Consider the following 12,249-nt stretch of genomic DNA (forward strand, 5'->3'; position numbering starts at 1 on the left):
GCATAGAGGGGACGTAAAGGTGTAGACCAAGACTTAGCAATAGATATGGGCGAACTGAGAACGTTGCAAGTGCGATTTGACACACCGATCGCAAGATGGGAGCTACCGCTACTGCGTGGCGCCATCATCAGCTTGCTGTCTCGAGACAATACGATATATCACAATCATGAGGCTGGGGGGCTACGCTATGCTTACCCGTTAATCCAGTATAGACAGATCGATGGCAAGGCGGCACTGGTCTGTGTGGCCGATGGTGTGGATGCGCTCGGGGACTTGCTCCAGGCGGAGAGCCTAGAGACGATGATCGGCAAGCGTCACGTGACGCTAAGGATAGAGCATATCGATGCGGATAGACATGAGGTGGAGATGCGTGACGTGCCGGTGATCTATCAGCTGAGTGACTGGCTACCGCTGAATGATAAGAACTACAAGCTCTTTGAGCGTGAGAGAGGGCTGGTGGCTCGTGTACTGAAGCTGCAGCAGATCCTCACGGGCAATATACTCTCGATGCTCAAGGGGGTGGGCATCTTCGTCCCTTCGCAGCTCGAGACGGAGATTACAGCCATGACACCTATGCGATCTGTGAAGTACAAGGGCGTGCCACTGGTGACACTGGACATACAGTTTGCCGCCAACGTATCGCTGCCCGATCAGATCGGATTGGGACGGCACGCTAGTGTAGGCTTTGGAACATTGACAAGAATTAGGAACTAAATAAAGGACTTACTCATGGGATACTTATATGGTGCCTCTGTGCAAGGGATCCAAAACTTTATCTTTCAGACGAATGAGCTGAAAGATATCGTGGGGGCCAGTGAGCTGGTGGCGCAGATCTGCACGCAACTCTTTCGCGAGACGGTCGGAGCGCCCTATCGTGATGAGGCTCTGATCATCGGTGCTGCGGGAAATGTGCGCTACTACTTTGACGATCTAGAGGTCTGTGCTAAGACTGTGCGCGACTTCCCTCGTCGTGTGATGATCGAGGCGCCTGGCATCACGATCAGTCAGGCTGTCGTAGAGATGACGGGAGACTTTCCCGATAGCATCAATGAACTGGAGGAGAAGCTCCGGGGCCAGCGTAACCAGCCCCAACCTAGTCTGACGCTCGGTGCGCTAGGTATGAAGCGATCCAACAAGACGGGGCTACCTCTAGTTGCTCCTGAGGGGCAAGATAAAAGTGTCGATATGACGACAGCTGCTAAGAGACGCTATATTCACGCTCTATCGCTCGCTAAGAAAAGCTTTTATGGCACTGCTAGTGATAAGAAGGTGGATGCTGATCGATACCCTTATGACATCGCAAAGCTGACGGATAGGAACGACTGGATCGCTATCGTCCATGCAGATGGCAATAGCTTGGGTCAGATCGTACAGAGTATCGGGGGAGACATGGCGCAGTACCGGCGCTTCTCCCAGCTACTAGACGAGGCTACCGAGCGTGCTGCCAATGCAGCCTTTGAGAAGCTAGGAGTACGAGAAGGCGACTCCTATCCACTGCGTCCTGTCGTACTGGGTGGTGATGATATGACGGTGATCATACGTGGTAGTCTGGCTATAGCGTATGCACAGGAGTTCATTCGTCAGTTTGAGTATCATACGGGGCAGGGAGAGCTAGGGCAGATCGTGCATGGTGCCACGAGGCTGCCCTGTCTGACGGCCTGTGCTGGGATTGCTTTTATCAAGTCTTCTTACCCCTTCCACTATGGCTATAAGCTAGCGGAGGAACTCTGCAGTGCAGCTAAGCATGATGCCAAGTTTCACTTAGCTGCTGGGGAGAGCATCCCCTCGTGCTTGATGTTTCACAAGGTGGAGGATAGCTACGTAGAGAGCTATGCGGACATCGTTGAGCGTGTGCTAATGCCTACAGATGCTCTCTCCTTTGCATTCGGGCCATACTACTTAGCGGAGCGCGCTGACTACTTCACCATAGATGAGTTGTTGTCGTACTGTGAGCGACTTCAGAAGATAGACGATGAGGGTGTCAAGTCAGGGCTACGCCAGTGGCTCACGCACATGCATCGGAGTGTAGACTTCGCTAGTCAGCATCTAGATCGTATGAAGAGTGTGTATAGTGGTGCTAGTAGTAAACTGGTCACAGAGCTCTGCACAGCGAAATGTAGACGAAAAGAAACTGATGATAAGGACACACCGAGGGTGGTGACGGCATATCCCGCCTTTGATGTGCTCTCGCTGTATAGCATTATGAATGTGGTGACAAAAGATTAGAAACGGAAGCGATGAAGTATCAAGTAGAATTCTTCTCTAACTGGCACTGTGGCTCTGGTCAGGCGGCTGGAGCTGATGCTGATGAGCTGGTCATAAAGGACCCAGATGGGCTCCCCTTTATCCCAGGCAAGACAATCAAGGGATTACTACGTGAGGCTGTGGCTAGCGTGCTACACTTCAGGGGGAGTGACGATATGACACTTGTTGACGAGCTCTTCGGTAGTGAAAACCAGCAAGGCAAGCTACACTTTACCAATGCCTCTCTGAGTGATGCTCTGACACAGCATATCAAAAACTCTGAAGCGTGTAAGGCACTACCCTCTATGCTATACTATACCCTGGCCTCTACGGCGATAGGAGATGATGGCCTAGCTAAGGATCATAGTCTGCGACGTATCCAGACGACTATCCCGTGTACGCTATATGGCGAGATCATAGGCTTGGAGTCTGAGGAGCAAGAGGCGCTAATGGAGGACGCTTTGCACTTTGTCAAGCGACTAGGCTTAGGTAGGAATAGAGGCTACGGCCGTTGCAAACTTTCTAGAGTAGAGTAATGATGGAGGTATTGAAGTTTAAGTGTGAGCTGCTGTCTGATATCGTACTCAACGATACGCCAGCTACCGAAGGTAAGGCGCAGACACTACCCTTTATCCCTGGGAGTAACTTCCTGGGCGTAGTAGCTAGCAAGCTATATGATAAGGAGGATGAGCGTAGCTTCTTGATATTTCATAGTGGTCATGTGCGGTTTGGAGATGCCAACCTCTCTCTAGGAGATCGCCGTAGCGTGAAGATCCCCGCCGCCATCTATAGTCCCAAGCGAGACGGTATAAAGCGGGGGGGCTATGTAAACTATCTTATCCCTGATCCAAGCAGTGTAGAGATGAGAGCGAAGCAACTCAAGCAGGAGCGCAATAAGTTTTATGTCTTCGATGAAAGTCAGGCCTATGAGGTTAAGGTGGATAAGAGCTTCTTCATCAAGTCTGCCTATGACTCAGCGAGACGTCGTGCTCAGGACGAGCAGATGTTTGGCCTAGAGGCACTGCAGCGGGGCGTGACGCTATACTTCTCAGTCGAGATAGATGAGGAAGCGCAAGCTTACCGCGAGGAGATCATCACGGCACTGGCCGGGCAGCGACATATAGGACGCTCCAGGACGGCTCAGTTTGGACTCGTGGAGATCTCTCCGTATGACTTCGAGGAGCCGACGAGTACGGATAAGGCTGTCGAGCTAGGGACGGCTGGTCGGTGCGTAGCCGTCTATGCGGACTCTAGACTGATCTTCCTTGATGACAACGGCTATCCGAGCTTTCACCCCACGGCTCAGGAGCTAGGCATAGAGGAGGGGCAGATCCTGTGGGACAAGTGTCAGGTACGCACCTTCCAGTATGCCCCGTGGAACTACAAGCTCCGCGCCTATGACTCTGACCGATGTGGCTTTGAGAAGGGGAGTGTCTTTATTGTTCAGACGAATGCGCAAGGGCTACATGATAGGTACATCGGGAGCTACTGTAACGAAGGCTTCGGGCGAGTCCTCTACAACCCCGCCTTCCTCCAGGCAGACCCTACTACGGGGCACTCTAGCTATCGCTTTATGAAGCCCTCTACGAGTCAAAAAGATAATGCTGCTCCTGCTCCTAAAGACTTGCCTGCACTCACTGGGGCTGACCAGTTGCTGTGGAACTATCTAGAGAGTAGAGTCTCTCGTCAGAGCGAGCAAAACGAGGTCTGGAATGTGGTAAATAGCTTTGTCAAGGAGCATGGAGGACGCTTCAAGAGAGAGGAAGCCTTTGCCTCTCAGTGGGGCTCTATCCGCAACTTGGCTATGGTCGCAAATACTCCTGACAATTTGATTGGGGCTATCGAAGGCTATCTCAATCATGGCGTAGCAAAGGATAAGTGGGAGAAGAACGGGCGCAAGAAGGTACTAGATAAGTTCCTAAAAGATCAAAAAGATAGTGGCTCTCTGCAAGAGCTCGTGATCAACCTAGCCTCTATGATGGGCAAGCACTGCTCAAACAACAACTAACCCCTCTCTGAGAAGATATGGCACAAACATTTTATCCAATCCGATACACAGCGCGGATCATCATCGAGACCACCAGCCCGCTATCCATAGGGTGTGGAGATAAAAACATAATGACCGATGCGCCAGTCCTGCGAGATGTCAATGGCTATCCTTTTATACCAGGTACTTCGCTCTCAGGTGTGATACGTCACTCGCTAGAGTCTCAAGAGCTAGGCAACACCCTCATGGGTTGGCAAGACCCGCGGGGTGGTGAGGGCTCTCGTCTCATCATCAGCGATGCTAAGATCCTCAACAGCCGTGGAGAGGTGGTCGATGGCTTGGCACCCCGTGATACAGCAGATGCTGTACTTGAGGCTTATCAGGTGCTACCGATACGACAGCATGTACGTATAGGGCAGCGAGGCAGTGCGGAGCAACGAGGCAAGTTTGACGAGGAGGTGGTCTTCCGGGGTACGCGCTTCTGCTTTGATATGGAGCTTATTGCCGTGGAGGATCGAGAGGAGGCGGACTTTCTTAAGATTATTGACACGATCGGCTCCGATGCTTTTCGCTTGGGAGGCGGTAGTCGCAAGGGCTTCGGGAGTATACGGGTGATCTCGGCTCTCTATCGCAAGCTAGACCTAAGCCAGGAGAGCGATCTGAGACTTTATCTAGACAACTCCTCTAGTCTGCGAGACGGACGAGAGGGCTTCGCATCTTACGAACTAAAGCCTGTCGCGGGTGAGGCTACGCTTCACTATGAGGTCTCATTGCAGCCTGTAGACTTCCTTATGTTTGGCTCTGGTCTTGGAGATGATGAAGCGGACAAGGTCTACGTCTCTGAGCAGCAGATCGTATGGGATCAGGAGGGAGTAGGCTCTATCCAAGAGCGTACAGCATCGATCCTCATCCCGAGTTCTTCGGTCAAGGGAGCTCTATCGCATCGCACCGCTTACCACTACAATAAGCAGTGTGGCATCTTTGCCGACAGGCTGGAAGGGAGCGACTTAGAGAAGGAACATACGGGTCAAAACAACAAAGCTGTGCGTCTCCTCTTCGGAGGCGAGGGAGATAGTCAGGGTCGCGACAAGCGACGTGGCTGTGTACTCTTTACCGACCTCTTTATGGAGCGTCCAGATAGTACAGAGGATCATGTCTTCAATCATGTCAAGATCGACCGCTTTACAGGAGGAAGCGTCGGAGGCGCACTCTTCTCTGAGAAGGCGGTCTATACCAACGCTCAGGAGATCAAGCTAGACATCTTCGTCGACAAGCAAGCTCTAGAGCAAGAGGAGACTGGGCAAGTTAGCGAGGCTATCACCGCTTTCGAGAGTGCTCTGAGAGATCTCTGTAGCGGGATGCTTCCCTTAGGGGGTAACGTAAACAAGGGGTATGGACGATTCAGTGGTTCAATCAAAAGAAATGGCGAGACACTATGAGAGTAGAGATTCAAGATATTAATACCGAGCTGCGCTATGAGGGCTACCTCTGGCTGAGTAATGCTGATGCACCCATAGAGTATAGCGACAGCCCTCTGGATATGACGCTCTTTGAGGGGGCTAACCCATTCATCAGAGAGGGTTACCTATATAGTCAGGAGGGTAAGTGCTCCCTAACTATCAAGCACGCTGATGGACACTATCTAATCAATCAGTATGATGTCCTAGAGGAGGATCTCAATGACCCAGAGGTGGAGCAGCTTCGCTTCGTGACTCATCGGATGTCTCAGCGCTATCTCAAGTTCCTTCGCTACTGGAGGGAAGATAAGTCGCCTGCTTGCTTAGACCTCCCCGTGAAGGTCTTCGACCGCATCGTATTTGTTGGATTTGAAAAGTAATACGCTATGTCAGTACACGCACCATTTAACTTCATACCTCTGTCCGACCAGGTATACTTTCCCTCGTGGGCAGATCAGATCTCACACGATGTGCCGTTTTCTGATGGCGTAAGTGGCAAGATTCGGCTTACGATTACGGCTGAGAGCGATATCTTCGTCCGAAATGGACAGAGCAAGGATGCTGAGGACAACCGCTTTAGCCAAGTCTCAGGTCGTTACTTCATCCCGGCCACCTCTATCAAGGGGGAGGTACGCAATCTTATGGAGATCATGAGCTTCGGTAAGATGAATCTCGACACACGGGCCAAGTTTGCACAGAGAGAGTGGAATAACACAGCCCTCTACACAATAAAGGATCCAAATGTGCAGAGGAATATCTGTTGTGGCTACCTGCGCAAGAAGGGTGATGCCTACGAGATCGTAGACCATGGTAAACCGCTTCGCATTAGTCATAGCGATATAGATGATTGGTTTGGAGGAGAGGTGCTAACGAGCCACTTTAGTCGTAATTCGCACATCGATATCAATAAGACGAAGGAAGTGGATGGTCAGACATTTGACCCTAAGACAGCAGCCTTTAAGTATCATCTCTTTAAGGATGAGGATCTCGAAAATCTCTCCTTCACTGAAGTCCGAACCAACACCTTCACCTATGTGACCTGTGCAGATTGGGGAGAGTTTACTGGCGACATAGTCTTCACTGGCTCTCCAGACCAATGGACGGAGGAGCGTGGTATGAACGCTGGCAAGTATTACGAGTTTGTCTTTCCGTCACAGGGGACGAGGTGCTATAGCCTCTCAGAGGAGGAGTTTGAGCATTACGAATTCATCTACAAGGACTCTGACGACTGGAACTACTGGAAGTCTCACCTTACAGACACAGACAAGGGTGTGCCTGTCTTCTTTCGTGCAGAGGACAACCAGATCAAAGACTTCGGACTGGCACTGCTCTATAAGTTGCCCTACGACAAGACGCCTTATGACTTACTTCCTCAGGCTCATCAGGAGGAGTCAACGCACGATCTCGCCGAGTGCATCTTCGGCTACACCGGCAGGACGGACAGCTTGAGAGGGCGTGTACAGTTTTCCAATGCTTTCTCTACAAATGCTGAGCCCAGCGAGGAGGTTACGCTAGTCTTGGGGACTCCGAAGGCCTCTTACTATCCAATGTATATCGAGCAGACGGGGAGTAATGGTCGCACGGGTCAATATCAAACGTACAACAATGGCCGTCTTGCAGGCTGGAAGCGTTATCACGTCAGGAATGGTGTGTGGCAGAAGAGCCTAGGCAATGAGAAGCTTGACTCAACGCTCACACCTGTTCGCAGTGGTGCGACCTTTACAGGTGATATCGTTTTTCACAACTTGCGTCCTATTGAGCTGGGTGCGCTACTCTCGGCACTAACATTTCATGGCAAGCCCGATCTCTACTACCACCAGTTAGGTCAAGCCAAACCCTACGGCTATGGACGCTGTCGCTACTCAGCGATACTGGAGGGTGAGGGGCTTGAAGAGCCGAACTACTATATGGGTCACTTCGAGCATGAGCTGAGTGATAATCTCGGCACATCTTGGCATCAGTCACCTCAGATTAAAGAACTCTTTGCGCTTGCGGGTAGTGCGGTATCTAACGAGACAGAAGAGTACAAGTATATGCGCTTGTCTACGGATCCTAGAGTTAATGAGTTCCAGGATGCCAAAGGTGGACAAAATGGAAGAGGCGATAAGTACTACTTACCCCGCTTTAGCAAGCTATCCCTAAGACATGCCTCAGGTCCAGACTCTCTATCAGAGGGTATTAAAGAGCAGATCAAAGCTCAACAGTTAGAGACCCTAAAGGCCGAGTACAATCAACGCCTAGCAGAGCTTGATACCCTATCCCTAGAGGAGGCCATACGGCAAGCAGAGCGGGTATTGACGCGTTTGAACGAAAAGATGGCACACCGCATGGATGGGGACATACGCGCTTTTTATCAAGACTTCAGAGAGACGTTTGAGGCTAAGAAGAGTGCGCTTGAAGATCTGCAACGTCAACAAGCGGAAGAGAAAGCTCAAGCAGTGGAGAGCGCAGCCCGCTATGAAGCTGGCTTGGAGGGTAAGCTAAGTGCTACGAAATCTCTAAATGCCAATCTAACCGACATCAAGAAATGGCTGGAGGCTGTACAGGAGCAAGAGGGTCGCAAGGCACTCAACGAGGAGGAAATTAAGCTCATCGCTCAAGTCTTCCAAGAGTCCTACGACACGGCTAATGCCAAGGGTAAAAAGACTTGGAAGAACGGTAGTGCTAAGCGTACAGTGGCGAAGGTGCTGGGACAAGACTTGGCAGATGAAATCTTTGGGCTTCTAAGTATTAAGTAGCTATGAGCAAGACCATCGTATCGATCCTGAGCGATCATCTCCTGCCCAACTTTCTTTTCATCAAGGAGATGGAGGGGCAGTATAGCGATCTGCTCTTCGTGAGTACCCCACAGATGGAGATGCAAGAGAAGGCGATGCACCTCGAGGTAGCTTTAGGTCGTAAGGAGGGGAGTGTGCGGCGCATTGTCGTCGCCAACGATAACTATAAGGAGATCCTAGACGCCCTGCGTGCGGAGCAGCTCTCTGGTAGCGTAGAGTATGTTGTCAACATAACGGGTGGCACCAAGACTATGTCGCTCGCTGTGCATGAGTACTTCTGTCAGTTCAACGCCAGCTTCGTCTATGTCCCAATAGGCAAAAACAGCTACTACGACTTCTCTACGGATCAGACCCATTCGCTGGATTATAGGGTCAGTCTCAATGAGTACTTCACACTCTACGGCTTAGCGTATGACTACGACAATGACTTAATCTGTGACGCACAGAGACCATTCAAGCTCTTCAACGAACAGAAGATGAGCAACTTCTACCTCACCAAGGAGCTTAGATCCGCTCAGACAGCCCCACGACCAGAGCTGCGTCGGTACCTCGGAGGGGAGTGGTTTGAGGAGTATGTCTATCTACGCATCAAGCGAGACTTCAAGCTGAGAGACGAGGATATAGCTAAGTCGGTCAAGATCTGCCGTCTCTCCTCTACGTCCAATGATAATGAGCTAGACGTGGTTTTCGTCAAGGACAACGCCCTCTACGTCATCGAGTGCAAGGTCTCCATGACAGGCTACGGCAAGGAACCCAAGTCTGTGGTCGACGAGTACCTCTACAAGCTCGCAGCCATCAGCAAGGACTTCGGGCTACGAGTCAACTCCTACATCTTTACGCTACACCAGATGTGGCGCTTCGCAAAGGCTACACAAGAAAACATGAACAAGCGTATGCGCATCTTAGGCATACGAGACATTATCGACGGCCCTAAACTAACACAACCCCTAAAACTGTAAGACCAATGCCACACCGCAAAGTATTCATCTCTATACTAGGAACGGGTAATTATGGCTCGTGCCAATATACACAGGGAGACTTCACCTCCTCTGATACACCCTTTATACAGAAGGCAACGCTGGAGTTTCTCAATGTAAAGGAAACGTGGACGACACAAGACATCGCTTACATTTTCCTCACACCTACTGCTAGGACTTCCAATTGGCAGGAAACTCCAGTCTATAAGGGTGGAGAGAAAAAAAGCTACCGAGGACTGGCCCCCATACTAGACGAGATGAAGCTCCCTTGTCCTATCGAGACCGTTGACATCACTGAGGATGGTGATGAGCAGGGACTATGGAGCGTCTTTCAAACTATCTACGACAAGCTCCAGGAGGGCGATGAGCTATACATCGACATCACTCACAGCTTCCGCTACCTCCCTATGCTACTGCTCGTACTATGCAACTATGCGAAGTTCTTAAAGCAGACGAAGATCGTTCACATCTCATACGGAAACTATGAAGCAAAGGCATCCGTCAAGCCCCTTGTTGACTTGATGCCACTCGTTGAGGTGCAGGACTGGACCTTAGCAGCCTCAGAATTTCTGCGTAATGGACGTACCGCTAGCTTCACGGCATTGGTTAAAGAAAGAATTCAGCCAATACTCCAAGAAACAAAAGGACAAGACGAAGATGCAAGGGCTTTACGTCAATTCATAGACAGACTAAAGCCTCTCTCTCAGAGCTTAATTACCGTCAGAGGTAAAGCAATCATTGATGGGGGTATATTTAGAGACCTAAATGACTCTGCTCAAAATCTGAAAAACACCCTTATCCCTGCGATGGATCCATTGATTGACAAGATCAAAGACTCCTTCTCAAGCTTTGCCCCGACAGCCAATATCAAGAACGGCTTTGAGGCTGCTCGGTGGTGCTATGATAAGCAACTCTACCAGCAGAGTATCACAATCCTACAGGAGACTCTTAAGGGGTATACAGCAAAACAGGCCGGCTACCCATGCGATGAACAACAATATCAAGACCTAGCGGGTACTGCTTACAATATAGCCTTTAAAGAACGACCTGAAAGTGAATGGAAGCTAGACAAAAACAATGACGACCAAGACGACTTGAATAGAAGGAAAGTCATTGTCAAGAGGATGCTCTCCTTGCCTCTAGTTCAGGAACTCTCTGGGCTCTATGATGAGATTGCTCAACTAAGAAATGACTTCAACCATGCGGGTTTTCGCTCCAATGCTAGCAACGATATTCCAACGCAAATAAAAAAGAAGATGGATCGTTTCTTCCAAGCTCTTGAGAACGATAAGCTCACTCCGGCATCTCCACTTACTCCAGCACCGCCACTCTTCCTGAATCTCTCCAATCACTCGTCAGACAAGTGGAGCAAGGCTCAGCTTGATGTCGCAAGAGCGTACGGCGAGGTGGTGGATATGTCCTTCCCTGAGATAGATCCAGGAGCGACTACAGAGGAGATTCACAGGCTCGCAGAGGAGTATGCAGATAGGATTACGAGTAGCTACCTAGGTCGTGACTTGATGACTGTCCACCTTATGGGCGAGATGACCTTCTGCTTTCGCCTTGTCACCCTGCTACACGCACGAGGCGTCCGCTGTGTCGCATCGACTACGCAACGCAAGACGAGCGAGCTACCAGACGGCAAGAAGGAGTCTATCTTTGAGTTTCAGGCATTTCGAGAGTACTAAAGCAGATCCGTGTGTCAACTCTCTACAAGCGACTCTACCTCGTCGATGAATTCTATATAGAGGGTTACAACAGTGTCTCTCTAGACAACCCCAACATCGTAGCTATACTATAAGAAAGACTTTAGAGCGGAGTAATATGGAGCTAATACTAAATACTTATGGCATCTCTCTCAATCGTGATAATGAGGGTTTTGTCATCTCATCTCATGATGGTAAGCAGCGAATCCCAGCTCAGAGTGTCAAGAGTATACAGGTCTGTAGAGGGGTGCAGATAACGAGTGATGCAGTCATGCTAGCCCTCGAGCATGAGATAGAGATCATGTTTATGGATCAGACTGGTACACCTATAGGGCGTGTATGGAGTCCACGCTACGGGAGTATCTCATCAATACGTAAGGGGCAACTTAACTTTAGCTATTCGCACGATGCGGTTGATTGGATTAAGAAGATTGTCAGCCAAAAGATTGAGAATCAGCAAGCCATGATGCTCCTTCTCTCTACCCCTGATCAACCTAGTCCCACTACAGAAAAAAGTGTCAGACGACTAGAGGACTACCGTAAGAAGATCAGTATGCTAGAGGGTGAGGTTGTCCACGATATCGCTGCTACACTACGAGGCTGGGAGGGGCAAGCTTCTCGTATATACTTTGCCACGATAAATGAATACCTCCCCGAGCCCTTTCGCTTTGAGGTCAGGAGTCAGCGCCCAGCCCTTGATGTTGTCAATGCTTTTCTCAATTATGGCTATGGCATTCTCTATGGACGTATTGAAGGGATTATGATCAAGGCTGGCATTGATCCGTATATTGGCATTATGCACCGAGACAACTATAATCGACCAGTCTTGGTGTACGACATCATCGAGCTATATCGTATTTGGGTAGACTATGTTGTTTACACACTAGTAGCGCAAGGTGTCGTTACAGACGAGTACTACTCAGTACGTTCTGATGGAAGCTACTGGCTTGAACCCTTGGGGCGTCGTATACTTATTCAGTCGCTCAATGATTATATGGACGAAGTGATCGCCATAAAGGGCGTAAGTCGCTCCCGACTTACCTCTATGAAACTCTATATCCAGTCTCTAGCACAGAAATTTAAGCAGTTTGAGCGATGAAT

Annotated in this window: 10 protein-coding genes; all 10 read left to right on the plus strand. The window is 50.0% G+C overall.

Annotated features, from left to right (window positions below):
* The first annotated feature begins 45 nt into the window (after positions 1 to 45).
* The 10 genes from Q2J34_RS07675 (at position 46) to cas1 (ending at position 12,247) form a co-directional block, all read left to right on the plus strand.
* Positions 46 to 714: a CRISPR-associated endonuclease Cas6 gene (locus Q2J34_RS07675; RefSeq protein WP_298887918.1), complete on the plus strand. Its 669-nt coding sequence runs from the start codon at positions 46 to 48 to the stop codon at positions 712 to 714.
* Between the two features lie 15 nt (positions 715 to 729).
* Entirely contained in the window at positions 730 to 2,226 is a 1,497-nt protein-coding gene (locus Q2J34_RS07680; RefSeq protein WP_298887919.1) for a Cas10/Cmr2 second palm domain-containing protein, read from the plus strand.
* Positions 2,227 to 2,237: 11 nt separating this feature from the next.
* Positions 2,238 to 2,780: an RAMP superfamily CRISPR-associated protein gene (locus Q2J34_RS07685; protein ID WP_298887920.1), complete on the plus strand. Its 543-nt coding sequence runs from the start codon at positions 2,238 to 2,240 to the stop codon at positions 2,778 to 2,780.
* Positions 2,780 to 4,252, plus strand: coding sequence for a hypothetical protein (locus Q2J34_RS07690; RefSeq protein ID WP_298887921.1), 1,473 nt, complete (start codon positions 2,780 to 2,782; stop codon positions 4,250 to 4,252). Before Q2J34_RS07685 ends, Q2J34_RS07690 begins: the two co-directional genes overlap by 1 nt.
* 17 nt (positions 4,253 to 4,269) lie before the next feature.
* Positions 4,270 to 5,670, plus strand: coding sequence for an RAMP superfamily CRISPR-associated protein (locus tag Q2J34_RS07695; RefSeq protein ID WP_300969797.1), 1,401 nt, complete (start codon positions 4,270 to 4,272; stop codon positions 5,668 to 5,670).
* Positions 5,667 to 6,068 carry a TIGR04423 family type III CRISPR-associated protein gene (locus tag Q2J34_RS07700; RefSeq protein ID WP_300969798.1) on the plus strand — a complete coding sequence of 134 codons (402 nt, stop codon included), beginning with the start codon at positions 5,667 to 5,669 and terminating at the stop codon, positions 6,066 to 6,068. The genes Q2J34_RS07695 and Q2J34_RS07700 overlap by 4 nt, the downstream gene beginning before the upstream one ends.
* 6 nt (positions 6,069 to 6,074) lie before the next feature.
* On the plus strand, positions 6,075 to 8,426 hold the full coding sequence (locus Q2J34_RS07705) for a TIGR03986 family type III CRISPR-associated RAMP protein (RefSeq protein ID WP_298887925.1): 2,352 nt from the start codon (positions 6,075 to 6,077) through the stop codon (positions 8,424 to 8,426).
* Positions 8,427 to 8,428: 2 nt separating this feature from the next.
* Entirely contained in the window at positions 8,429 to 9,424 is a 996-nt protein-coding gene (locus tag Q2J34_RS07710) for a Card1-like endonuclease domain-containing protein (protein ID WP_298887927.1), read from the plus strand.
* A 5-nt stretch (positions 9,425 to 9,429) separates the two neighbouring features.
* Positions 9,430 to 11,130 (plus strand): TIGR02221 family CRISPR-associated protein, encoded by a 1,701-nt coding sequence (gene csx2 / locus Q2J34_RS07715; protein ID WP_298887929.1) that lies wholly within the window; start codon positions 9,430 to 9,432, stop codon positions 11,128 to 11,130.
* Between the two features lie 136 nt (positions 11,131 to 11,266).
* A complete protein-coding gene (gene cas1 / locus Q2J34_RS07720) occupies positions 11,267 to 12,247 on the plus strand; it encodes a CRISPR-associated endonuclease Cas1 (protein WP_298887931.1) in 981 nt (326 codons plus the stop codon).
* Positions 12,248 to 12,249 lie beyond the last annotated feature (2 nt).

Source organism: Porphyromonas vaginalis (assembly GCF_958301595.1).
GTDB classification, from domain to species: domain Bacteria; phylum Bacteroidota; class Bacteroidia; order Bacteroidales; family Porphyromonadaceae; genus Porphyromonas; species Porphyromonas vaginalis.

Excerpts from the sequence above, each read along its gene's own strand:
- Q2J34_RS07675 (WP_298887918.1), top strand. The coding sequence starts at position 46 with ATGGGCGAACTGAGAACGTTGCAAGTGCGATTTGACACACCGATCGCA.
- Q2J34_RS07680 (WP_298887919.1), top strand. The coding sequence starts at position 730 with ATGGGATACTTATATGGTGCCTCTGTGCAAGGGATCCAAAACTTTATC.
- Q2J34_RS07685 (WP_298887920.1), top strand. The coding sequence starts at position 2,238 with ATGAAGTATCAAGTAGAATTCTTCTCTAACTGGCACTGTGGCTCTGGT.
- Q2J34_RS07690 (WP_298887921.1), top strand. The coding sequence starts at position 2,780 with ATGATGGAGGTATTGAAGTTTAAGTGTGAGCTGCTGTCTGATATCGTA.
- Q2J34_RS07695 (WP_300969797.1), top strand. The coding sequence starts at position 4,270 with ATGGCACAAACATTTTATCCAATCCGATACACAGCGCGGATCATCATC.
- Q2J34_RS07700 (WP_300969798.1), top strand. The coding sequence starts at position 5,667 with ATGAGAGTAGAGATTCAAGATATTAATACCGAGCTGCGCTATGAGGGC.
- Q2J34_RS07705 (WP_298887925.1), top strand. The coding sequence starts at position 6,075 with ATGTCAGTACACGCACCATTTAACTTCATACCTCTGTCCGACCAGGTA.
- Q2J34_RS07710 (WP_298887927.1), top strand. The coding sequence starts at position 8,429 with ATGAGCAAGACCATCGTATCGATCCTGAGCGATCATCTCCTGCCCAAC.
- csx2 (WP_298887929.1), top strand. The coding sequence starts at position 9,430 with ATGCCACACCGCAAAGTATTCATCTCTATACTAGGAACGGGTAATTAT.
- cas1 (WP_298887931.1), top strand. The coding sequence starts at position 11,267 with ATGGAGCTAATACTAAATACTTATGGCATCTCTCTCAATCGTGATAAT.